Raw genomic sequence first — 24,159 nt, forward strand, 5'->3', positions numbered from 1 at the left:
CGCAAGGCTCAAATGCGCACTGAAGTGTGCATTGCCGGCGCGCGCAATCACAGCGCACACGGCACAATGGGTGCTACAACACCACATAATGGGATATCGGGGATTCGTTCGGGGGGACGAAAACATGCGGGATGCACTGCAGGAAAGAACAGACAAAAGGCTGGTCAAGGACTATATCGCGGGGGACAACCAAGCATTCGCGGTGATCGTGCAAAGGCATCGGCAGCGCATGCTGGCGGTAGCGCGGCGCTACGCGCGGAATGAGCACGATGCCCAGGACATCGTCCAAGACGCCCTGTTCAAAGCCTCACGCAATATGCACACCTTCCGCGCCGAATCCGCGTTGACCACATGGCTGCACCGGCTCGTGCTTAACGCCGGTTTCGACCACGCCAAACGCGCGGAGAATAAACGCCAGCACACCAGCTTGGACGATTCGGAAAAGCTCAACCAGGACGCGAATATCTACCTCGCGCACGACCCATTGGGCAACCTCGATCGCCTGCTCACCTTCCGCCAGGCCATGCAGAAACTCCCCGCATCGCAGCAACATGCGCTCATGCTTATCGACGTCGCCGGGCACACCATCAACTCCGCCGCCTCGCGCCTCGGCGTGCCAGCCGGCACCGTGAAGTCCCGCAGAAACCGCGGTCGGAGGGCCCTTGCGCACGCCCTTAACCAGTCGGCCACTGGGGAACTACACTGGCATGCATGACTGAGTCGAACACTCCGAAATTCCCCACCGCTAATGCTCTTGGTGGGTTCACTACCTCCACTACTCCGGAGACCGCTGAGACTGAACAGATGCAAGAAGACGCCCAGCACAGCGGCGCTGAAGCGGATACCAACAAGATCTATGACGTGATCGTTGTCGGCTCCGGCCCGGCCGGCTACACCGCAGCGCTGTACACCGCGCGCGCAAACCTGTCCCCGCTGGTTTTCGAAGGTTATGAATTCGGCGGCGAGCTGATGAACACCACTGAGGTGGAGAATTTCCCTGGCTTCCAAAACGGCATCCAGGGCCCAGACCTGATGATGGAGATGCGCGCCCAGGCCGAGCGTTTCGGCGCTGACCTGCGCGCCGACATGGTTGACAGCGTGGAGCTGGAAGGCGACATCAAGAAGGTCGTCGTCGGTGATGAGGAATTCCACGCACGCGCCGTCATTCTTGCTACCGGTGCTGCACCGCGTCACCTGGGTATTCCGGGCGAGCAGGAGCTCACCGGCCGCGGTGTTTCCACGTGTGCGACCTGCGATGGCTTCTTCTTCAAGGACCACCACATCGCCGTGGTGGGTGGCGGCGATTCCGCGATGGAGGAAGCCACCTTCCTTACCCGTTTCGGTTCCAAGGTGACCATCATTCACCGCCGCGAAGAGTTCCGCGCCTCCCAGATCATGCTGGACCGCGCGAAGGAGAATGAGAAGATCTCCTTCCTCACCAATGCAGTGGTCGAAGAGGTCCTAGAAGACGGCGGCAGTGTTTCTGGCCTGCGCGTCAAGGACACCCAGACTGGTGAAGAGTCCACCCTGGATGCCACCGCACTGTTCGTCGCCATTGGCCACGATCCGCGCTCCGGCTTCCTCAACGGCCAGGTCGCCACCGATGCTGAGGGCTATGTCACCGTTGAGCACCCGAGCACCAAGACGAATGTTCCTGGCGTCTTCGCAGCAGGTGACCTGGTAGACAATTACTACCGCCAGGCGATCACGGCAGCTGGTTCTGGTTGCCGTGCCGCTATCGACGCTGAGCACTACCTCGAGTCGCTCTAAAAAATCGCCGTTTTTTCATCCGGCGTCATAAACCAGCAGGTCAATAAAGCGAAGGAAGCATCATGAGCACACCGATCGACATCACACAGAACACGTTCAAGTCGGAAGTCATCGAATCTGACGTCCCCGTTGTCGTTGACTTCTGGGCTGAATGGTGTGGCCCCTGCAAGAAGCTCTCGCCCATCCTCGACGAGGTGGCAGATGAGCTCGGCGACCAGGTGAAGGTGGCCAAGGTGAACGTGGACCAGGAGCGTACGCTCGCTGCAATGTTCCAGGTCATGTCCATTCCTAATGTGGCTATCTTCAAGGGTGGCGAGAAGGTTGACGAGTTCGTTGGCCTGGCACCGAAGGATGAGATTCTCACCCGCGTGAAGAATCATCTGTAACCGCATGGCAAGCGGTTTGTAGCGCCGCGGTGACAGTAAGATGAAACCGGTTGATCAGCCATGTGGTCAGGAAGGTGACTTGTGTTAGGCAATTATCGAGTGGGCGACTCCAGCGCGCGTGTCGCCGAGGTCCGCTCGACCCTTGCACGTCTGGGTCTTCTGACCAGCTTCGAGGGAGACGTGGGGGAGTGGGACCGTCTGCGGTTCTCCCAGTCGGAAATGTATTTCGACGAGGAACTCTCTGACACGCTCAAGGCATTCCAGCAGTCCCGTGGCATTTTGCCGTCGGGTGAAATCGATGACATCACCCTGCGGGAGCTGCGCCATGCGTCCTACACCTTGGGTGCGCGTGCGCTGTCGTACCAGCCGAACCAGATTCTCGTCGGCGACGACGTGAGCCAATTGCAGAAACAGCTGCAGGAGCTGGGCTTTTATTCCGGGCGTATCGACGGGCACTTTGGTCCCGATACCCACGCATCCCTGTCGAATTATCAGTTGAATTACGGCATTCAGGATGACGGTGTGTGTGGCCCGGAAACCCTGCACGCTTTGAGTCTGCTGGGTCGCCGCATTACCGGTGGGTCTACGCAGGCAATCCGTGAGCGTGAGGTGGTCCGCATGGCGGGTCCGCGTCTGACGGGCAAGCGCGTGGTCATCGACCCGAATTTCAATACTGAACAGATGGCCACCATCCAGGGTCCCTTTGGTGAGATCACTGAAGAGGAGATCCTGTGGGACCTGGCTTCGCGTGTTGAGTCCCGCATGATCGCCGCTGGCATGGAGACCATCATGTCCCGCCCGCGCGGGGATAACCCGACGGCGAAGGCACGCGCTGATCTGGCGAATAGCTTTGAGGCGGACCTGCTGATCTCCCTGCAGCTGGACCGCTACCAGAACGACAAGGCCAATGGTGTGGCCACGTTCTACTTCGGTTCTGAATTGGGCGCGTCCTCGATGACCGGTGAGATGCTCTCCGGCTTCATCCAACGTGAGATCGTTGCTCGCACTGACCTGGGCAATAACTACAACCATGGACGCACGTGGGAGCTGCTGCGTGCCACCGAGATGCCGTCGGTGGAGGTCGTGCTTGGTTATGTGACCAATGCGCACGACATGGAGATCGTCACCGACCCCACCCAGCGTGATGCGATCGCCGAGGCAATCGTCGTGGCAGTCAAGCGCCTCTACCTGCTGGAGCAGGACAACCAGCCAACTGGCACCTACTCCTTCACGGAATTGCTCCGCGAAGAGCAGGACTAGCTAGTAGCTGGTTAGTCAGTTCCCTCGATGAGCGCCAAGATGCGCTCAAAATCATCGCGGTCGCCGAATTCCACGACAATCTTGCCTTTGCGCTTGCCCATGGTGACGGAGACTTTGGTATCCCATTCGTCGGCAAGCCGCTCGGCGGCCTGGCGCAAGAACTCTGGCTGCGGCGTTGGCTGACGCTTCGCCTTTTCCGGCAGCTGGCCCTGGCGGTTGAGCAGGGTGACTGCTTCCTCCGTTGCGCGGACGGACAGGCCTTCGGCGACGATGCGATCGGCGAGCTGCTCCTGTGCTTCCGGACCGACCTTGACGCCGAGGAGCGCGCGAGCGTGGCCAGCGCTGAGAACACCGGCAGCGACGCGACGCTGAACCGGAACCGGCAGGTTGAGCAGGCGGATCGAGTTAGTGATCACCGGGCGAGAACGACCGAGACGGTCAGCCAACTGCTCCTGCGTGACACCGAATTCCTCCAACAACTGCTGGTAGGCAGCGGCTTCTTCAAGCGGGTTGAGCTGGACGCGGTGGATATTCTCCAGCAACGCATCGCGCAGCATGTCCTCATCGGAGGTCTCACGCACGATCGCTGGGATGCGCTTCAGCCCAGCCTTGGAGGAAGCGCGCCAACGGCGCTCACCCATGATGAGCTCGTAGCCGTCCTTCGCCGGGCGCACCACGATCGGCTGCAGCAGACCGAATTCCTTGACAGAGTGGACCAGCTCAGCCAGCTCATCCTCATCGAATTGGGTACGCGGCTGCTTCGCATTCGGGAAGATCTCCCCAATAGGGATCTCCTGGTAGCTCGCACCGAAAGAATCATTCTTGCCCGTGACCATCGCGGCCGGGACAGAAGAGGAACGACCCACGGTCGGCGCACCCGGAATGGTCGGGGCGCCCTTCACGCGCTTCTTCGGCTTAGCGCTCGAATCATCGCCCTCAGAGTTCGTATCGCGTGCGCCCTTGGTGCCGCCAATGATGACATCCGCTGCGCCATCGCCAAGCGGACCCGTCTTCTGGTGGTGGTCCGGATTCGACGGAATCAATGCTGCCAACCCGCGGCCCAGACCGCCCTTACGTTGCTCTGCCATAGCTCTACTTAGTCCTCCTCGCTCAACTGAGCGAAAATCTCGGGGCTGACACCGATCGGCCCAGTCGATTCATGTGGCTGATAATCGCCGCGGGTAGCCAATTCACGCGCCGCATCGAAATATGCCAATGCACCGCGTGAACCCGGGTCATATTCAATGACAGTCTGACCATAACCCGGTGCCTCAGACACCTTCACCGAACGCGGAATCACATTCCGCATCACCACATCGCCGAACTGGCCACGGACTTCTTCCGCGACCTGCTCCGAGAGCTTCGTTCGACCATCGAACATGGTCAACAGCACAGCGGAGATGTGCAAGTTCGGGTTCAAGGCACCGCGGATCATGGTGATGTTATTCAGCAGCTGGCCCACGCCTTCCAGTGCGTAGTACTCACACTGAATGGGGATGAGCACCTCATCCACAGCATTCATTGCATTGATGGTGAGCAGACCCAGCGACGGCGGGCAGTCCACGAAGACGTAATCAAAACCATGCTCGTCGAGGAAGCCACCACGGAGCGCATCGGCCAAGCGGTACTCACGACGCACGAGGCTGACTAGCTCAATCTCCGCGCCGGCCAGATCGATTGTGGCGGGAATGCACCACAAATTGTCATTATCACCAGAACGCTGGAGGGCTTCTTCAGCGGTGGCGGCACCAATCAGCAGCTCGTAGCTCGAAGTCTCCCCATCACGGTGGCCGGCACCGAGCGCGGTGGACGCATTGCCCTGCGGATCCAGATCCACCACGAGCACCTTGCAACCAAGCTTGGCCAAAGAAGCAGCCAGGTTCACCGACGTGGTGGTTTTACCCACCCCGCCCTTCTGGTTAGCCACCGTGATCAGACGCGGGTGCTCCGGCTTCGGCACAGTGGCCTTGCCATTATTCATCTGCGCCGCACGGCGAGCCGCCGCAGCAATCGGGGTGTCATCCCACTGCTGGTCGTCCACGTGGCCTCCCGTCACGGTTTTAAGAATCAGTCAACCAAAAACTAGTCAATCTCAGACTAGTTCAGACTAGTAGAGCACCCGGACAACCGTTACCCAGCCCGCACAATGCGGATCAGGGTAGTGGGCTGTTCCAGCAGGCCTTCACCAACGGTGAGGATTTCCGCATCAGTGCCACCGGCCTTGGTGATCACCTTGGCATCGCGCTCGAGTTCGTCTGCAACACTGGCGCCCTTCATCGCCGTCATGGACCCGCCGGGGCGGACCAGGGGAAGGGACCAGCCGGCCAGCTTGCCCAGGGGGGCGACGGCACGGGAAGTGGTGACGTCGAAAAGCATCTTTTTCTGCTCTTCGGCGCGGCCACGCACAACCGTGACATTGTCCAGGCCGAGCTCTTCGGTGATTTCGCCGAGGTAGGTGGAGCGCTTGAGCAAAGGCTCGATCAGCGTGATCTTCAGGTCCGGGCGTGCAATCGCGAGCGGGATGCCCGGCAGGCCGGCGCCGGAGCCGATATCCGCAACGCTTTGGCCCTCTTCAAATGCCTCCGCGATGACCGCGCAATTAAGAATGTGGCGGCTCCACAGACGGGAGACTTCTTTCGGGCCGATGAAGCCACGCTCGGCGGCGGTGGTGGCCAGGGAATCGTGGTATGCCTGCGCGAGCGGAAGGCGGTCACCGAAGATCTCGGCGGCTGCCTGCGGCGCAGCTTCCCACGTGGGATGTGTGTCAGGCATTTGCCTTAATTCCCCTTCTTCTTTCCCTTATTCTTCTTGCCCTTCTTCGGGTTATTGGGCTTGGCGCCGGGCTTGGGCTTGAGGCCTACATCGGAATTGGAGTCAGTGCCGGTTTCGGACGCGGCCTCAGGTTTCGCCTTCGGCTCGTTTTCCGGATGGTTGTTGTTGGCGCGCTGCTTCGCGGCATCGCGCTGACGCTGCTTCTTGGAACGGTTATCCACCGTGCGTGCACCAGCGACCGGGGCGGAAGCGCGCTTTGCCTCACGCTTAGCTGCTTCCTCTTCTTCCTCTTCCTTGTCCATCTTGGCGTAGACGATCCTGGTCTGGAAGAAGGTCCAGATGTTATTGGACAGCATGTAGGTCAGCAGGCCGATGTGCCACAGGAAGCCGGTGAACAGCAGGGTTGCCGGGAGGAACCACAGCATCATGCCGTTCATGGTCTTCATCTGCATTTCCATCATTTCCGGCGAGCCCGGACCACTCTGATCCGGCTTCTTGCCAGCTGCAGCCTGCTCCGCCTGACGCTTGGCCATACGCTCGCGCTGACGGCTCATGGACATGCGTGCGTTGAAGTGGGTAAGCAGCACACAGGCAAGAACCAGCGGCATAGCCACCAAGATGATGTCCATGCGGGAGAAGTCCGATGGGGCGAACGCCGCGAACTGCTCTTCCGGCATAGACATGTAGGAAGACAGCGGAATGCCAAACACACGGGCATCAAGGAAGGACTGGACATCTTCCGGAGAGAAGATGTAGTTCGCAGTATTGCGGTTCTCCTCCACAGACATGCCCAGACCGCCGGCACCAGTGCCGGTGCGGTTAAACGAACGCAGCACGTGGAACAGACCAATGAACACCGGCATCTGCACCAGCGGCACAATGCAGCTGGCCAACGGGTTCATGTTGGCTTCCTTGTACAGGCGCTGCATCTCCATCGCCTGCTTCTGCTGGTCCTTGCCGTATTTTTGGCGGATCTCCTGCATCTTCGGCTGGAGTTCCTGCATCTTGCGGCCAGAACGCAGCTGGTTCACCATCGGCTTCACCAGGAAGATACGGATGGTGAAAGTGAGGAACATGATCGCCAGCAGCCACGAGGCACCAGAATCCGGCGAGAAAATGTAGCCGAAGATGTTGTGCCAGAACCACAGCACCGCTGAGATGGGCCAGTAGATGAAATTCAGCACTGGTTGTCTAACTCCTATTCATAGGTACGGGGTCGTAGCCGCCGGGATGCCATGGCCCGCACTTGGTCAATCGGACTAGTGCAAGAAGGCCACCGCGGGCTGCTCCATGCCGGGACACCGCTTCGAGCGCATATGCACTGCACGTCGGTGCGAAACGGCACGTCGATCCCATCTTAAGGGGTGAGAAATGTTTTTGGTAAAGACGCACGCACCGCACCACAGCCCGCCCAACAGGGCCGGAAGGTGCTGGGATGCGCTGTCCATCAGAGTTCCAGTAGGCGCTCATGCGCGCTTTTCTGCTTTACGACGCGCCCTGCTCGCACCCGACCGCACATCCTCCAGCAGTGCCTGACTGGTCGCCGAAGCACTAGCCGGCAGGGCACGGATGACAATGTCGACCTCGCGGTCCAGCTCTAGAGCGAGCTCCATACAAATATGACGCAACTGGCGCGAGAGACGGTGACGGGCAACAGCGTTGCCCACCTGCTTAGACACAATTAACCCGAACCGAGGACCGCCATTAATAACGGTGTCGGTTCGGGTGTAATAGTGCACCACGACGGTGCGGGTGCCCGCGCGACCACCTTTAGAAATCACCCGGCGAAACTCCGCCGAGGAGGTGAGCTTATGGGCGCGGGGTAACACAGCGCGCTAGAAAAACTAGGCGGTGAGCTTGGAACGGCCCTTGCGGCGACGCGCGGAAACGATAGCGCGGCCTGCACGGGTGTTCATGCGGGTACGGAAGCCGTGCTTGCGTGCACGACGACGGTTATTCGGCTGGAAAGTCCGCTTAGACATGGCGGGGTACTCCTTGCAATCTATGCGGCGGCCAGCGGCGCCCGCCGGTTCAACCGGCTATGCGCCTTCCCGGGAAGAGGCAGCCATTTTCAAAACATGTAAGTGAGATGCTCTTACAGCTAAAAGGCCATAGCTGATGGCTTGCGTCGTCCGCACTGACTCGCCTGTAGCGGCCCGGTGCTCAGCGCAGATGATGCTCTCACACACACCGACATGACTGTTCACAAGAGTCACTTGGTGTGACAGACCATGCCAGGATACGTGATCGGTATCGCACCGACAAAATCGACGCGCGGGGGTACTCGGGCCAATTTTTGTCCACCCCCGAAATTACAACAATGTGGTTTTTCGCAGGTCAAACACGACACGCCGACGTATCCTGCACTCCTTCGTCGGGGGTGTCGAACGTGCTTGCTGATCTCTCGGCGACGACCGCCGGGACAAGTGGGTCTGTCTAGACAGTCCGGCGCGGAGCAGGGTAAGAAAGTTTTATCACCACATCTTCACAGGAAAGTTCCCCACACTTCTGTGGATAAACCTCAACAACTACTTGAGGTTCTGCCCGGGCAAGCCGAGAAAGAGGAGGTCAGCGCCCAGAATTTGGCGCAAACCGGTTATCCACAGCAAGATTGGTACCTTGTGGATAAACTCCACAGGGCTGTACGCACTACCTGTGGATAAAGCTGTGAATTCACATGTTCAGAGCGATGATCACACTCCCACACGGGGTGTGAATAGCTTCCTTGCCGGCGCCCAAGTCGGTGGGGAAGTGGAACAGGAATAGAGAAGGAAAGCGGGCTTATATGGCTAACGATCAACAGAGTCTGGATGCTCTGTGGCACGACATCGTCGCCGAACTGCTCAACCTGTCTGAACGCCCCAACTCTCACGTCCCCACCTTCTCCCCGGGGGATCGCGCTTACCTGCAGCTGGTCAAACCGGTCATGCTGGTGCAGGGCTACTGCATTCTTTCTGCCCCACACGCCGCGGCAAAGAATGTCGTTGAGAACAATCTGGGCCCTTACATCGTGGAGCTGCTCACCCAGCACATGGGACAGCCCTGCGCACTGGCCGTTTCTATCAATGCGCCCGAAGCACAGCCAGCACAACCAGCCCCTGAGCCTGAGCAGTCGAGCTACCAGCCGCCAACCCAAACGCGCACGGATAGCTCCGCCGATGACTGGTACAGCACCTATTCCCAGCGTGCCCAGCAAAACCAACAGCACAACCAGCCACCACAGCAGCATGAGCAACATGAGCAGCCCCGCCCAATGCAGCAAACACACCTGACGGGGGAGCAGCTGCCAATGGGGCTGGATGAGCTCGCGCGCATTCACGCGCAGCAGCAGGAAAATCCCGTGGAGGAATCTTCCCGCCAGCAGTCCAACCACCCGATCGTGCCGGCGCCGCAGCGCATCCCGCGCGAAAAGCCCGCGCATGATCCGGACCGGGACATGAGCCTGAACCCGAAGTACACGTTTGAGAATTTCGTGATTGGCTCATCCAACCGTTTCGCCAACGGCGCAGCCGTTGCTGTCGCGGAAAATCCGGCGCGTGCTTATAACCCGCTGTTCATTTGGGGCGGCTCCGGCCTGGGCAAGACGCACTTGCTGCACGCCGCAGGCAATTACGCCCAGGTGCTCCAGCCGAATCTGCGTATTAAATACGTCTCATCAGAAGAGTTCACCAACGACTACATCAATTCCGTGCGCGATGACCGCCAGGAATCCTTCAAGCGCCGCTACCGCGACCTGGACATTCTCATGGTCGACGACATCCAGTTCTTGGAAGGCAAAGAAGGAACTCAGGAGGAGTTCTTTCACACCTTCAATGCGCTGCACCAGTCGAATAAGCAGATCATCTTGTCGTCGGACCGTCCGCCGAAGCAGCTGACCACGCTGGAGGATCGACTGCGTACCCGCTTCGAAGGCGGGTTGATCACCGATGTTCAGCCGCCGGATTTGGAAACGCGTATTGCAATTCTGATGAAGAAGGCAGCGGCCGACGGCACGCATGTGGATGAGGATGTCCTGGAGCTCATTGCCTCACAATTCGAATCCTCAATTCGTGAGCTCGAGGGTGCGTTGATCAGGGTTTCGGCGTACTCGTCGCTGATCAATGAGCCGATCACCATGGAGGTTGCCCAGGTAGCGCTCCGCGATATTTTGCCTGATGAGGGCGATGTGACCATCACCGCAGCGACGATCAAGGAAGCAGCGGCGGATTATTTCAAGGTGCCCATGGACAAGCTCACCGGCGCCGGCAAAACACGCGTTGTTGCGCATGCCCGCCAGCTGGCCATGTACCTGTGCCGCGAGCTGACAGATTTGTCATTGCCCAAGATCGGCCAGGAATTCGGCGGCAAGGACCACACCACGGTCATGTACGCCGACCGCAAGATCCGCAGCGAGATGCAGGAGAACCGCGAGACATACGACCAGATCCAGGAGCTCACCCAGATCATCAAGAGCAAGGTCCGTTCGCGCTAGCTTCATTCGCTTATCGACGCCTGAGGGAATCCCCCAGGCGTCATTTTTTATGCCCTTTTCACACTCATCGAGTTATCCACAGAGTTATACACACCTGTGTAATTCCACCATTGTAATTAGATGAAATTAGTCACTTTTGCGTTATCCACAGGACAAAACCGCAGTCCACAGGCACGGGACAAAGCTGTGATTAAGCGGTGGAATAACAAGACTTGGTTGTGAGGAAAGGGAAGGGACAAAAAGTTATCCACAACTATTGAGAGTTATCCACAGAAATTACACACCCTCATCCCACAGGCGACACGCCAGTGCGACGTGGGGCAATAGGCTGTGATCCACAGACTGCACAGCACCTACTGTTCTTCCCAAACTTTTTCCTAGTATTTAAACCAAGAGAAACAGAGCGTGGGGACAACTTCGACGAGCAACCGCCAACCTGCCGTTGAGGCGAATCCACTCACCGCTTAAGGTGAGACAGAATCACAATTCTCACGGTGGCCCGATCAAGGAGCGACAAGGACCATGGACGACAACAACGTGTCATTCCGAGTGCACAAAGACGATCTCTCGGATGCCGTGGCGTGGGTTGCCCGTAACCTGCCAACAAAGAACACGCAGCCGGTACTCCGCGCTGTTGTGATCACGGCCGATGACAACGGGCTGGAACTGGCAGGCTTCGACTACGAAGTTTCTACGCGTGTACGCATTAGCGCAGAGGTCAATGAACCTGGCCGCGTCGCTGTTGCAGGCAAGCTCATGGCTGACATCGTTTCCAATATGCCGGCCAAGCCGGTTGAGGTCTCCGTGGATAATTCCCGCCTTCTGCTCCAGGGCGGATCCGCACGCTTCGAGCTGCCGTTGATGCCGCTTGATGATTATCCGCAGCTGCCTACGCTGCCGGAGGTCACTGGCACGCTGGACACCTCGACGTTTGTCAATGCTGTCACCCAGGTGGCATCCGCTGCTGGTCGTGATGACACATTGCCGATGCTCACGGGTGTGCACATGGAGATCTCGGGCAACCAGGTGAACCTGGCTGCTACCGACCGTTTCCGTCTGGCCCTGCGTTCTTTGGAGTGGGAACCGGTCTCTGGTGATGTGCAGGCGAAGCTGCTTGTCCCAGCGAAGACGCTTCTGGATAACGCTCGTACGCTGGATACTCACCTTGAGGAGCCAGTGGAGATCGCTGTGGGTACTGGTGAGAATGTCGGTGGTGACGGCCTGTTTGGTCTGCACTCCGATAACCGTGAGACCACCACGCGCATGCTGGATGCGGAATTTCCGAATATTCAGCCGCTGCTGCCGAAGACGCATACGTCGATGGCGTCGGTGGAGATCGCACCGCTGGTCGAGGCAATTCGTCGCGTCAGCCTGGTTGCGGACCGCAATGCTCAGTTGCGCATGCACTTCAAGCAGGGCGAAGTCACCCTGTACGCATCCGGTGCTGATTCCGGTGAGGCGAGCGAGTCCTTGCAGTGCGCCTTCACGGGTGCAGATGAGCTGCTCATCGCATTCAACTCTGGTTACCTGCGCGATGGGCTGAGCGTCATTCCGACTAACCGCGTGGTCTTCGGATTCACTGAGGCTTCCCGCCCGGCGATCATGATCCCGGAGCCGGAGGAAATGCCGGAAGCTGGTGCGGATGGCTCGTTTGAAACTCCGGCGACGGACTTCACCTACCTGCTCATGCCGGTGCGTCTGCCGGGATAGACGTGTTTGTTCGTGAACTCGATCTGCGTGATTTTCGCTCCTGGCCGGAGCTGAATCTCGCGCTGGATAAAGGAGTCACCGTTTTCTCAGGCCGCAATGGTCACGGGAAGACGAATATCGTTGAAGCGATCATCTATTCGGCGACGCTGTCGAGCCATCGTGTCTCACAAGACCAACCATTAGTGCGCGCTGGTGCACAGAATGCGCGCGTGTCAGTGACCACAGTCAATGAGGGCCGTGAGCTGACCACCCATTTGCTGATCAAGCCGCGTGAAGCGAACCAAGCGCAGATCAACCGGACGCGTTTGAAGTCCCCGCGGGAGATGCTCGGGGTGTTGCGCACGGTAGTTTTCGCACCGGAAGATTTGGCACTCGTGGTGGGTGAGCCAGGGGAGCGCCGGAAATTCCTCGATGGTCTGGCTAGTATCCGCACACCACGTTTCGGTGGTGCGAAAGCGGATTATGACAAGGTGCTGCGCCAGCGAAATGCCTTATTACGATCACAAAATATGCTCCTCCGGCGCGGCTATAACGACGATCAGGGAGCAAGTGCACTGTCCACGCTCGATGCGTGGGATATGCAGCTGGCATCTTTGGGTGCGCAGGTGATCGCTGGCCGGAAGAAACTGGTGGCTGAGCTCACTGAACCAGTGCATGATGCCTACGCATCGGTGGCACCGGAATCGCGGCCGGCGAGTATTAGTTATTCGTCGACGGTGGATGGGGGCGTCGAAAAGCTAGCTGGCGTGGATTCTGCCGACCCGGAGATTCTTGAGGCCGCGTTTCTCACTGAGCTGTCTCGGCGCCGCAAGGAGGAGATTGATCGCGGCATGACATTGGTCGGCCCGCACCGTGATGATTTGGTGCTGATGCTGGGTGACCAGCCGGCGAAGGGATATGCCAGCCACGGGGAGACCTGGTCTTTCGCGCTTTCCCTGCACTTGGCGGAGTACACGCTGCTTGCTTCTGATGGTGCGGAGCCAGTGCTGATTCTGGACGATGTTTTCGCGGAGCTCGATGCTAAGCGACGTCAGCGTCTGGTAGCCGTGGCGGAAAAGGCCGAGCAGGTATTGATCACGGCTGCTGTCGGTGATGATCTGCCGACGAATCTGGATGACCATGTCTCCGCGCGTTTCGGCGTGGTCATGGAGGAAAGCGATGATGGTCGCCGTGTTTCCCGGATTGAGGATCCACAATGACCGAGCCGCAAGAAAGCCGCGAGCAGCAACCAGAAGAACCAACTCAAGATCTGGTCAGCTCCACTTTTGAGAACCTCCGCGCGACCGCGAAGCGCCGTGGCGGCAAGGTACCGCGACTGACGGGGCAGGGCAGAAATGTCATTCCGCGTCGCTCAGTGGGCAAGCTCGCACAAGCAATGGGCGCGGAAGAACCCACGGCACCGGAGATCTCCGTGCCTGGGTTGGACCTCACGCCCGAACCAATGAAGAAGCGGAGGTTCCAACACGGTCGCCCGACTGGTCCTGATGGGCGCGCGATGCAGCGGGACTACAAGATCTCTGGTTTTGGTTCGCTGTTGAAGAAGGAGATCGCGCAGCGTGAGTGGACTGAACCGATCGCGCATGGCTGGGTGATGGGAAATTGGGAAGCGCTGGTGGGGGAGAAGATCGCCCAGCACACCGAAGTGACCATGATCAAAAACGGCGAACTTTTCATCTCGTGCGATCAGACCGCGTGGGCGACCAACCTGAAGTACATGCAGTCCACCGTTTTGTCCCAGATCGCGGAAAAGATCGGCCCCGGCGTGATCACGAAGCTGCACGTGTACCCGCCGAAAACCAAGAACTGGCGCTACGGGCCCCTGCACGTCAAGGGCCGCGGACCGCGGGACACGTACGGGTAGATTGCAATTCAGGTCATGAAATCGTTGCGATTCGGGCGGCGGTAGTCCTGAGCAGTATCCCTTCCCAATTTGTAGGCGTCGGTCCACTAAGAAGGCCATTCGTATTCGAATTGCAAAAAACTATCCACAATCTCGCAAATACTTTTGATCTGGGATCGTGCCCATGGGTTGTTGGCAGGTTTGGAAAAACGTGACTGCATGTAGAAATAGGTGCAGATGTCCACTGCCTGTAGGAGTCGACTGTAATCAGATGGCCCGAAATAGACAGTGTCAAAGATGTGGACTTAGAAATCGTGGCAGGGTAATTTCAAAGACATGCAGGAGTCGGCCCCGACGGGGTCGGCTCCGGCCCATTTTGAGGGTGACGATAGCAACTGAAGGGGGTTGGGGGTCCGTCTTCACCCTTGGTTCTAGTCGAGCGAAGACACTGATCCCCCAAAACGCGCGTGAAACACCCTGTCGCTGATGTTGGCGGTGCGTCTGTGGGGGACCACAACCGTGTAAGATGACTTGGGTTAAAGACGTATTTCACGCCGTGACAGGAGAGTTTCGGGAAAGTGGCCGAGCAACAACCGCATTATGACGCGTCATCGATCACCATCCTTGAGGGATTGGAGGCGGTGCGTAAGCGCCCCGGCATGTACATCGGCTCTACCGGTGTGCGCGGCCTGCACCACTTGGTGTGGGAGGTCGTAGATAACTCCGTCGATGAGGCCATGGCTGGCTACGCGGACAAGGTTGAGGTGACCTTGTTGGCAGACGGTGGTGTCCAGGTCGTAGATAACGGCCGTGGTATTCCGGTGGAGATGCACCCGTCGGGCGCACCGACTGTGCAGGTGGTTATGACGCAGCTGCACGCCGGCGGCAAGTTCGACTCGGAGTCGTACGCCGTTTCGGGTGGTCTGCACGGTGTTGGTATTTCCGTGGTGAATGCGCTGTCCACTCGTGTTGAGGCGGATATTAAGCGTGACGGGAAGCACTGGTACCAGAAGTTCGCCAATGCGATCCCGGAGGACCTGGTTGAGGGCGATAATGCCCGCGGCACGGGCACCACGATCCGGTTCTGGCCAGACCCGGAGATTTTTGAGACGGTCGACTTCGACTACGACACGATCGCCCGTCGCCTGCAGGAGATGGCATTCCTGAACAAGGGTCTGACCATTGTTCTGAAGGATGAGCGTGTCTCCGACGAGGAGCTGGAGCTCGAGGCGATCGCTGAGGAAGGCGATACCGCCCAGATCGTCGAGGGTGATTCTTTCGACGACGAGGCAGCAGACGGCGACGCTGACACGGAGAAGACCGAGGACAGCGACGATGAAACTGGTGTCGCGCCGGACACGAAGAAGAAGCGTGAAAAGAAGGTCACGTACCACTACCCGAACGGTCTGATCGACTATGTGGATTACCTGAACCGCAATAAGACGGCGATCCACCCGACCACGGTTGGCTTTGAGGCCAAGGGCGAGGAGCACGAGCTTGAGATCGCCATGCAGTGGAACAGCGGCTTCAAGGAGTCGGTGCACACCTTCGCTAACACCATCAACACGCATGAAGGCGGTACGCACGAGGAAGGTTTCCGTGCGGCGCTGACCTCGCTGATGAACCGTTATGCGCGTGAGCACAAGTTGATCAAGGATAAGGATCCGAACCTCACGGGCGATGACTGCCGCGAGGGTCTTGCCGCAGTTGTTTCGGTCCGTGTCGGCGACCCGCAGTTCGAGGGCCAGACGAAGACGAAGCTGGGTAACTCGGAGATCAAGGGCTTCGTGCAGCGCTCGGTCAATGAGCACCTGAATGACTGGTTTGATGCGAACCCGGCTGAGGCCAAGGTGATCATCAAGAAGGCAGTGTCTTCGTCCCAGGCGCGCGAAGCAGCACGTAAGGCGCGTGAGTCTGTGCGTCGTAAGTCCGCGACGGACTTGGGTGGTCTGCCGGGCAAGCTGGCGGATTGTCGTTCGAAGGACCCGGTCGTCTCTGAGTTGTTCATCGTGGAGGGTGACTCCGCTGGTGGTTCCGCAAAGCAGGGCCGTGACTCGATGTACCAGGCGATTCTTCCGCTGCGTGGCAAGATCCTGAACGTCGAAAAGGCACGTCTTGATCGTGTGCTGAACAACAATGAGGTCCAGGCGATCATCACTGCGCTGGGTACGGGTATCAACGACGAGTTTGATATTTCGAAGCTCCGCTACCACAAGATCGTGCTCATGGCCGATGCGGATGTGGACGGCCAGCACATTGCTACGCTGCTGCTCACGCTGCTGTACCGCCTCATGCCGGACTTGATTGCTAATGGCCACGTGTACTTGGCTAACCCGCCGTTGTACAAGCTGAAGTGGCAGAAGGGCGAGCCGGGCTACGCGTACTCCGACGCTGAGCGCGATGCGGAGTTGGAGGCTGGTTTGAATGCTGGCCGCAAGATCAACACGGATGATGGCATTCAGCGCTACAAGGGTCTGGGTGAGATGAACCCGGGTGAGCTCTGGGAGACCACCTTGGACAAGGAGCACCGCGTGCTGCGTCGCGTCGATCTTGAGGATGCCCAGCGTGCTGATGAGCTGTTCTCCATCCTCATGGGCGATGACGTCGCGGCCCGCCGTTCGTTCATCACCCGCAAGGCGAAGGACGTCCGCTTCTTGGACATCTAGCGCTTTTTCGCTTATCGACGGGCCGTGGTAGGAATCACCGCCCTGAAGAAAGCAGACAGTGATGCCCCTTTGAACCTTTTGGTTCGGGGGCATTTTGTCATTTATGCGATGGCTGTGAACAAGATCATAATTTTTGCCTATGTCGTCTGATTCACAAATGAAAATGATTTCGATCAAGCGTCTAGGCATTTCCCAGCTTCAACAAGCGCCCCAGTCGAAGCATCGTGAAATTTTTGGATTCATCGAGCTCAGAGCCATTAAATCTAGTTGACGCTGAACCTAAATCTGTGCGAAGGTAAAAGTGTCTGCATTTTGGCTGACTAATCTATTGTCCCGCTCTTCATATGGTCTTAAAATCGCATGGTCATTACTGCGAGTCAGATCTATCTGGTCTCGCTTTGCGGTTGTCTAAGGAGCAACTTTGACTGAATCATCTCGGCGTCTGCGGAAGCCCACCCGCACTGGTATCGCCGCTACATCTGTAATCGCTTTGGCTTTGGGTGGCCTGAGCATCGTTCCAACCGGCCCCCTCACCACTGAGGCAACCGCCGCCACCCTGAGCGGCGGCATCCGTGACAAGTCCGGCGCGGTCGAGCAGGATAAGCAGAAGGCCTCCGACCTGCCCGCCGGTTCGTGTGTTGTTCAGGCTAACAACTCTCAGCAGGGCAGCCAGGCTGGTTTTAGCTGGAGCACCTCTGAGCCGTCCGCGTCCAGCCCCAACAAGAAAGCCTGGGGCTTGAGCGTCTCCTTTGATAACTCGCAGGACCGCACGTTCGCTGACTGGGGCTTTACCAATTCAGGCCTTATGGGTGCGTACCTCGATGCGGCTCAAATTCCTGCTATGAATGCCGGTCAGACCTTCCTTGGCAAGGCAGTTACGCACAAGGCCGACGAAGCCGTCGTGATTGATGGATTTAGGCAACAGCGAAACCTGAACATTTTCGCGGAACTGACCGATGCGAAAGTCAAGCAGTTCGCTGGGGCCACTGCCGGTAACCCGGTGCGTTACGCCTGGCAGGGAAACTATACGAAGGAAAATCCTGATGGGCCAAGGGCCACCCACGGGACCAGCGCAACCTTCACTGCCGTTGTGAACCCGTGGCCGAGCGAGAACATCGAATGTAACCCGATCACGGTGTCTTGGGAGAACTTCGAGAAGCACGTCATTGTTGCTGGCGATGAAACCAAGGTCGGTACAATCAACATCCCGGATGTGACGGGCGGCGGCACGGACGATTCCATGTCCCGCATGGTCGTGGAAGCCTACGACGGTAACGGCAAGTTCATCGGCACCACGGACCCGGCAGCCTCCGGCGGTACGCAGAACTTGCGTATCGACGAAACAACCGGCGAGATCTTCTTCACCTGGCCCGAGTACCGCGGTACCGACCTGGCGACTGATAAGAACGTGAACTTCTCCGTTCTGGCAAAGCCGCGTAACGTGGACCAGCTCCAGGCTGCCAGCGCGCACAACGATCCGGATGGCGAGCCCAAGGCCTTCGACAGCTCCAACTCGCTGACGCGCTACAACAAGGCGAACGTCATCGACTCGAAGGCGTTCTCCCTGGACGACACCGAGTACCACTCCCCGAAGTACGACAAGACGGATGCGTCGATCATCTCGGGCGTTGATAGTGCTACCGGTCCGATTGCTACCGAGCCACAGAAGGTCACCTTCACCCAGACCCCTGACCTGATCAAGGAGCTGGTCAAGAAGAAGGGTGACGGCGGCTACGAAGCCAAGGTCGAGCTCGACGAGAAGTACGTCTACGAGGGCTGGACCGTCGAGATGGACGATGACTACAACGTCACCGTCACCGCTCCGGAAAACCCACGTCCGGGCACCTTCGCACGCCCGAAGATCACCGTCGAATACTCCAACGGCTCCACCGATGAGCTTGAATTGCTCGTCGTCGTTGACCCGAACAACACCCAGGTCACCGACCTCGTGCGCCCAAGCCTGACCAAGGGCCACATCGGTGACGACCTCACCGCCCAGGTGGGCACCAAGTCGATCATGAAGGGCTATAAGCCGGTTCACCCGGCCAAGTTCGAGATCGACCCAGCCACCGTGCCGGACGGCTGGACCGTCACCGTCGATGACACTGGCAAGGTCACCGCTAAGGCTGACGACACCGTCGCACCGGGCACGATCATCACCCCGAAGGTCAAGGCAACCTACCCGGACCAGACCACGGATGAGATCGAGACCCAGTTCCAGGCGATCGTGGATATCAAGATCCCGACCTACGACACGGTCACCAATAAGCCGGCGGCAAAGGTCTCCCTCAAGCCTAAGGTTCCGGAGCGTGGTCTGAGCGGTAACACGACCGACGAGGCCCCAAATCGCTACACCTTCGCGGACGGCAAGACTGAGTACACCGTCGAGGACGATAGCGGTAAGTGGACCGTCAAGATTGACGAGAACACCGGTGAGATCACGACGACGATTCCGCGCACCGCTCCTGAGGGCTACATCCTGAACGTCCCGGTTCTTGCGTACTACGACAACGCTGACAAGCCGCAAGAGGTAAAGGGCACCGTTGTCGTTCTGAGGAGCGACTTCTCTCCGACGTACTCCGTGGAGTCCACTGGCCCGAACAAGGCCGTGAACCATCAGGTGCAGGACGCGCCTAAGGGCTCCAAGTTCTCCTTCGGCAAGGACGAGAACGATCAGCCGATCCTTGAGCAGGAAGTTGACGGCTGGAAGTACACGGTTGACCCGAACACGGGTGTTGTAACTTCCACCCCGCCGGCAGACTCCAAGCCGGGTGACAAGAAGACCATCAACGTCACTGTGACCACCCCGGACGGCTCGACCCCGCTGGTGCCTGTCACCACCGTGGTGAAGCTGACCAACAACTACGAGGCTGAGCCTGGCATCCCTCCACAGACCGTGTACCCGGGTGATACGGCAACTTCGCCGCTGGAGATCAGCCAGCCAGCCGGCGCTAACGTCAAGGTTGCTGACAATAACCCCTATGTCATCGATCCAGCGACCCCGGGTTTCACGCCGACTGGCGAGAACAACGGCTTCGGCAACCCGACCTACAAGGTCAACACTGCTAACGGTGATTGGATCGTTGGCCTGGACGACAAGGGCAACGTTGTCTCCACTTCGCCGGCAACCGCAGAGCCGGGCGACAGCATTCAGGTCCCCGTCACCGTGACCTATGAGGACGGTTCCAAGGACGTCACCAACGCTTTGATCAAGGTTATTGATGTTCCGAAGCGTGAGGTTCCGTTCAAGGTCGAGTACAAGTACGACAACACCATCCCTGCCGGCGAGTACAAGGTAGAAACCAAGGGCGAGCCGGGCGCAGAGAAGATGAAGAAGGACGGATCCTGGGATCGCACCAAGGAACCGGTCAACGAAGTCGTTGTCATTGGCACCAAGCCTGCCGAGAGCGCCAAGGATGTCGCTTGGACTTTCCCGATTCCGTATCCGACCGAGGTTCGCGAGAACCCGGCGCTTGCGCCTGGTGAAATGAAGGTTATCCAGGAGGGCGTGAACGGTGAGAGGATTTACTCTGCCAAGTTCACGTCTAAGGGTGATCAGGCTTCTGTGGCCGAGGAAAAGGTAACCAAGGAGCCGCAGACCCGCATCATCGAGGTTGGCCCGGGTATCCCTGATCAGGAGCTGACCAGCAAGAAGACCCAGGAAGTCCCGTTCGAGATCGAGTACGTCTACGACGACACCCTCGAGTCCGGTAAGCAGGTTGTCGACAAAGAGGGCGTTCCGGGTGAGCAGACCATTACCTCCACCCAGAAGATCAAGGACGGCAAGCCGGACGGCGAGCCGAGCATCAACATCGAGCAGACCAAGGCTCCGCAGAAGGCCAAGATCCGCATCGGTACCAAGACCACTGGTGAGAACATCGAGACCTACAAGGCTCAGGCTCCGTACAAGGTCGTCGTGAAGTATGACCCGAACATGCCTGCTGGTGAGTCCAAGGTGACCACCCCGGGTGAGCCGGGTGAGAAGACGGTGACGATCAAGCGCGACATCACCAACTCCAAGCCGGGCGATCCGCAGATCACTGAGGAGATCACGAAGGAGCCTGTCGACGAGGTCATTACCGTCGGCACCAAGCCGTCTGAGGCTTCCGAAAAGGTTGAGTGGAAGGCTCAGGTTCCGTTTGAGGTTGAGACTCGTCCGAACCCGGAGCTGAAGCCGGGTGAGATCAAGGTCGTCCAGGAAGGTGTTCCGGGCGAGAAGACCTACACCGCTGACTTCTCTGCCAAGGGTGACCAGGCAACGGTCACGCCGGAGGAGAAGCAGACCAAGGCTCCGGTTAACCAGATCATCGAGTACGGTCCTGCTGCTAAGGACACCTCTGTGGTGACCAAGGTTGAGAAGCCGGTTCCGTTCGAGACCGAAATCATCTTCGATGACTCCCTCGAGGAGGGTGAGCAGGTCGTCGATGAGCAGGGTGAGCTTGGTACTGAGGTTGTGACCTCTACCCAGAAGATCGTCGATGGTAAGCCGTCCGGTGATCCTGAGGTGACCACTGAGCAGACGAAGGCGCCGAAGAACGCCAAGATCCGCGTTGGTACCAAGACCACCGGCACGAACACCGAGACCTTCACCACGGAGGCTCCGTACAAGGTCGTCGTGAAGTATGACCCGAACATGCCTGCAGGTGAGTCCAAGGTGACCACCCCGGGCGTCCCGGGTGAGAAGACGGTGACGATCAAGCGCGACATCACCAACTCCAAGCCGGGCGATCCGCAGATCACTGAGGAGATCACGAAGGAGCCTGTCGATGAGGTAATCACCGTTGGTACTAAGCAGGCCACGGCGACCGAGTCGGTTGAGTGGAAGGAGCCGATTCCGTTCGGCACCGTCTTGCGTCCGAACCCGGAGTTGAAGCCGGGCGAGACCAAGGTTGTTCAGGAGGGCAAGAACGGCGAGGCTTCCTACGCCGCTGTGTTCACTGGCACCAATGGTGAGGCAACGGTCAAGGAGACCAAGGCACGTACCGAACCGGTCGAGCGCATCATTGAATACGGTCCGGGCGCAGAGCCGAGCGAAGTTGTGACCAAGACTGAGAAGCCGGTCCCATTCGAGACTGAGATCGTCTTCGATGACTCCCTGGAAGCAGGCGAGCAGGTTGTCGATCAGCAGGGCGAGCTGGGTACTGAGGTTGTGACCTCTACTCAGAAGATCGTGGACGGCAAGCCTTCCGGCGAGCCGACCGTGACCACCGAGCGGACCAAGGAGCCGACCAACGCGAAGATTCGCGTCGGCACCAAGACCACTGGTGAGACCAAGAAGACCGTTGAGTCTGAGGTTCCGTTTGGTGTGAAGATTGAGTTCGATCCGAACCTGCCTGCCGGTACGTCTGAGACTGTGACTGAGGGCAAGCCGGGTAAGAAGACCACCACGGTGACCCAGAAGGTGACCAACTCCCAGCCGGATGGCGAAGCCACCGTTGAGGAGAAGGTCACCGAAGAGCCTGTTGATCAGGTGATCAAGGTTGGTACGAAGCCGTCTGAGGCTTCGGAGAAGGTGACGTGGACTGCTCAGGTTCCGTTTGAGGTTGAGACGCGTCCGAATCCGGAGTTGAAGCCGGGTGAGATCAAGGTTGTCCAGAAGGGTGTTCCGGGTGAGAAGACCTACACTGCTGATTTCACCGCTAAGGGTGATCAGGCAACGGTGACCCCGGAAGAGGAGCAGACCAAGGCTCCGGTTAACGAGATCATCGAGTACGGTCCTGCTGCTAAGGACACCTCTGTGGTGACCAAGGTTGAGAAGCCGGTTCCGTTCGAGACTGAGATTGTCTTTGATGACTCTCTTGAAGAGGGTCAGCAGAAGGTTGATCAGCAGGGTGAGACCGGTACTGAGGTTGTGACCTCCACTCAGAAGATTGTCGATGGCAAGCCGTCTGGTGATCCTGAGGTGAACACTGAGCGCACCAAGGAGCCGGTCAAGCAGATCATCCGTGTTGGTACCAAGACCACCGGCACGAATACTGAGTCCATTGAGACTGAGGTTCCGTTCGATGTGAAGGTCGTCTACGACCCGAGCCTGAAGCCGGGAGAGTCCAAGGTCACTCAGGAGGGTAAGCCTGGCAAGAAGAAGGTGACGATCGAACGCGATATCGTCAACTCCAAGCCTGGCGACCCGAAGATCTCCGAGGAGATCATCGAGAAGCCGGTTGAGAAGATTGTCACTGTCGGCACCAAGCCTGCTGAGGCAACGAACAAGGCAACGTGGACTGCGCCGCTGCCGTACGACACGATCGTGCGGGTGAACCCGGAGTTGAAGCCGGGAGAGATGAAGGTCGTCCAGGAGGGTGAGTACGGCGAGAAGGAATTCACCGCCGACTTCACTGCGAAGGACAACACCTCCACGGTGAATACCACCGAGAAGGTGACCAAGCAGCCGGTTCAGCAGATCATCGAGTACGGCCCAAAGGCTGACGACAGCGAGGTTGTGACCAAGACTGAGAAGCCGGTTCCGTTCGAGACGAAGATCGTCTTCGATCCGAATCTGAAGGCGGGCGAGCAGGTCGTCGATGAGCAGGGTGAGCTTGGTACTGAGGTTGTGACCTCTACTCAGAAGATCGTGGACGGTAAGCCGTCCGGCGAGCCGACCGTGACCACCGAGCGCACCAAGGAGCCGATCAACGCGGTCATCCGCGTGGGCACCAAGGCTGACCCTGTTTCTGACAAGGTCGAATGGACTGAGAAGACTCCGTACGAGACCGAGATCCGCGTAAACTCGGACCTTGCGCCGGGTGAGACCAAGGTTGTCCAGGAGGGCACGCCTGGCGAGATCAAGCACACCGTTACGGTGACCGTTGATAACGGCAAGGTCGACAAAGACGAGTCCACTGAAAAGATCAGCGACCCGACTCCGCGCATCATCGAGGTTGGTCCGGCTGAGAACCAGACCGAGCTGACGGACAAGCACACCGAGGAGATTCCGTACGAGACCATCGTTGAGTACGACCCGAACCTCGAAGCCGGCAAGGTTGAAGAGGATCAGGCTGGTGTCGTCGGTGAGAAGGAAGTTTCCAAGACCTGGAAGCTTGAAAACGGTGAGCCTGTTGGCGACCCGGAGACCACCGAGATGGTGACGAAGGAAAAGCAGGATCGTAAGATCCGCGTTGGCACCAAGTGCAACTGCGATACGCCGACGGACCCGGACAACCCGGATACGCCGGACCAGCCGGACACTCCGGATACTCCGGACAACCCGGATACGCCGGATAACCCGGATCAGCCGACGGATCCTGAGGATCCGACCAAGCCGGGTTCCTCCGGTAACGAGACTGT

Annotated in this window: 17 protein-coding genes; 10 read left to right on the forward strand and 7 right to left on the reverse strand. The window is 58.6% G+C overall.

The window, feature by feature from the left end; genetic code table 11:
* The first annotated feature begins 124 nt into the window (after positions 1–124).
* From Q0X21_RS05385 to Q0X21_RS05400, 4 genes are all read left to right on the forward strand, one after another.
* Positions 125–715, forward strand: a complete 591-nt coding sequence (locus Q0X21_RS05385; RefSeq protein WP_297850791.1) for a sigma-70 family RNA polymerase sigma factor — start codon at positions 125–127, stop codon at positions 713–715.
* 89 nt (positions 716–804) lie between these two features.
* Positions 805–1,770, forward strand: a complete 966-nt coding sequence (gene trxB / locus Q0X21_RS05390) for a thioredoxin-disulfide reductase (protein ID WP_297850810.1) — start codon at positions 805–807, stop codon at positions 1,768–1,770.
* Between the two features lie 62 nt (positions 1,771–1,832).
* Positions 1,833–2,156 (forward strand): thioredoxin, encoded by a 324-nt coding sequence (trxA, locus tag Q0X21_RS05395; protein ID WP_297850792.1) that lies wholly within the window; start codon positions 1,833–1,835, stop codon positions 2,154–2,156.
* Between the two features lie 99 nt (positions 2,157–2,255).
* The gene (locus tag Q0X21_RS05400) at positions 2,256–3,416 is read left to right on the forward strand and encodes an N-acetylmuramoyl-L-alanine amidase (protein ID WP_297850794.1); all 1,161 of its coding nucleotides are present in this window, start codon (positions 2,256–2,258) and stop codon (positions 3,414–3,416) included.
* 11 nt (positions 3,417–3,427) lie between these two features.
* Here the strand turns inward: Q0X21_RS05400 and Q0X21_RS05405 are convergent, their stop codons facing one another.
* The 7 genes from Q0X21_RS05405 to rpmH form a co-directional block, all read right to left on the reverse strand.
* Positions 3,428–4,504, reverse strand: a complete 1,077-nt coding sequence (locus Q0X21_RS05405; protein ID WP_297850795.1) for a ParB/RepB/Spo0J family partition protein — start codon at positions 4,502–4,504, stop codon at positions 3,428–3,430.
* Between the two features lie 8 nt (positions 4,505–4,512).
* Positions 4,513–5,457 carry a ParA family protein gene (locus tag Q0X21_RS05410; protein WP_297850812.1) on the reverse strand — a complete coding sequence of 315 codons (945 nt, stop codon included), beginning with the start codon at positions 5,455–5,457 and terminating at the stop codon, positions 4,513–4,515.
* Between the two features lie 89 nt (positions 5,458–5,546).
* The gene (gene rsmG / locus Q0X21_RS05415) at positions 5,547–6,188 is read right to left on the reverse strand and encodes a 16S rRNA (guanine(527)-N(7))-methyltransferase RsmG (protein ID WP_297850796.1); all 642 of its coding nucleotides are present in this window, start codon (positions 6,186–6,188) and stop codon (positions 5,547–5,549) included.
* Positions 6,189–6,193: 5 nt separating this feature from the next.
* The gene (gene yidC / locus Q0X21_RS05420; protein ID WP_297850798.1) at positions 6,194–7,372 is read right to left on the reverse strand and encodes a membrane protein insertase YidC; all 1,179 of its coding nucleotides are present in this window, start codon (positions 7,370–7,372) and stop codon (positions 6,194–6,196) included.
* 7 nt (positions 7,373–7,379) lie between these two features.
* Complete coding sequence (gene yidD, locus Q0X21_RS05425; protein WP_297850799.1) at positions 7,380–7,658, reverse strand: membrane protein insertion efficiency factor YidD; 279 nt, start codon at positions 7,656–7,658, stop codon at positions 7,380–7,382.
* Positions 7,655–8,017: a ribonuclease P protein component gene (gene rnpA, locus Q0X21_RS05430; protein ID WP_297850800.1), complete on the reverse strand. Its 363-nt coding sequence runs from the start codon at positions 8,015–8,017 to the stop codon at positions 7,655–7,657. The genes yidD and rnpA overlap by 4 nt, the downstream gene beginning before the upstream one ends.
* A gap of 15 nt (positions 8,018–8,032) precedes the next feature.
* Positions 8,033–8,170 carry a 50S ribosomal protein L34 gene (gene rpmH, locus Q0X21_RS05435; RefSeq protein ID WP_076598259.1) on the reverse strand — a complete coding sequence of 46 codons (138 nt, stop codon included), beginning with the start codon at positions 8,168–8,170 and terminating at the stop codon, positions 8,033–8,035.
* 803 nt (positions 8,171–8,973) lie between these two features.
* Here rpmH and dnaA point away from each other — a divergent pair.
* The 6 genes from dnaA to Q0X21_RS05465 all read left to right on the forward strand — a co-directional run.
* On the forward strand, positions 8,974–10,659 hold the full coding sequence (gene dnaA, locus Q0X21_RS05440; protein WP_297850801.1) for a chromosomal replication initiator protein DnaA: 1,686 nt from the start codon (positions 8,974–8,976) through the stop codon (positions 10,657–10,659).
* 522 nt (positions 10,660–11,181) lie between these two features.
* Positions 11,182–12,369, forward strand: coding sequence for a DNA polymerase III subunit beta (gene dnaN / locus Q0X21_RS05445; protein ID WP_297850802.1), 1,188 nt, complete (start codon positions 11,182–11,184; stop codon positions 12,367–12,369).
* Positions 12,370–12,371: 2 nt separating this feature from the next.
* On the forward strand, positions 12,372–13,568 hold the full coding sequence (gene recF / locus Q0X21_RS05450) for a DNA replication/repair protein RecF (protein WP_297850803.1): 1,197 nt from the start codon (positions 12,372–12,374) through the stop codon (positions 13,566–13,568).
* A complete protein-coding gene (locus Q0X21_RS05455; protein WP_297850804.1) occupies positions 13,565–14,230 on the forward strand; it encodes a DciA family protein in 666 nt (221 codons plus the stop codon). The genes recF and Q0X21_RS05455 overlap by 4 nt, the downstream gene beginning before the upstream one ends.
* A 557-nt stretch (positions 14,231–14,787) precedes the next feature.
* The gene (gene gyrB, locus Q0X21_RS05460; protein WP_297850805.1) at positions 14,788–16,875 is read left to right on the forward strand and encodes a DNA topoisomerase (ATP-hydrolyzing) subunit B; all 2,088 of its coding nucleotides are present in this window, start codon (positions 14,788–14,790) and stop codon (positions 16,873–16,875) included.
* Between the two features lie 421 nt (positions 16,876–17,296).
* A partial coding sequence (locus Q0X21_RS05465) for a G5 domain-containing protein (RefSeq protein ID WP_297850807.1) occupies positions 17,297–24,159 on the forward strand: 6,863 nt, incomplete at its 3' end.

This window comes from uncultured Corynebacterium sp., assembly GCF_947253065.1.
In the GTDB taxonomy this organism is placed as follows: domain Bacteria; phylum Actinomycetota; class Actinomycetes; order Mycobacteriales; family Mycobacteriaceae; genus Corynebacterium.

Coding starts and splice junctions, on each gene's coding strand:
- Q0X21_RS05385 (WP_297850791.1), top strand. CDS start 125: ATGCGGGATGCACTGCAGGAAAGAACAGACAAAAGGCTGGTCAAGGAC.
- trxB (WP_297850810.1), top strand. CDS start 805: ATGCAAGAAGACGCCCAGCACAGCGGCGCTGAAGCGGATACCAACAAG.
- trxA (WP_297850792.1), top strand. CDS start 1,833: ATGAGCACACCGATCGACATCACACAGAACACGTTCAAGTCGGAAGTC.
- Q0X21_RS05405 (WP_297850795.1), bottom strand. CDS start 4,504: ATGGCAGAGCAACGTAAGGGCGGTCTGGGCCGCGGGTTGGCAGCATTG.
- rsmG (WP_297850796.1), bottom strand. CDS start 6,188: ATGCCTGACACACATCCCACGTGGGAAGCTGCGCCGCAGGCAGCCGCC.
- yidD (WP_297850799.1), bottom strand. CDS start 7,658: ATGAGCGCCTACTGGAACTCTGATGGACAGCGCATCCCAGCACCTTCC.
- rpmH (WP_076598259.1), bottom strand. CDS start 8,170: ATGTCTAAGCGGACTTTCCAGCCGAATAACCGTCGTCGTGCACGCAAG.
- dnaA (WP_297850801.1), top strand. CDS start 8,974: ATGGCTAACGATCAACAGAGTCTGGATGCTCTGTGGCACGACATCGTC.
- dnaN (WP_297850802.1), top strand. CDS start 11,182: ATGGACGACAACAACGTGTCATTCCGAGTGCACAAAGACGATCTCTCG.
- Q0X21_RS05455 (WP_297850804.1), top strand. CDS start 13,565: ATGACCGAGCCGCAAGAAAGCCGCGAGCAGCAACCAGAAGAACCAACT.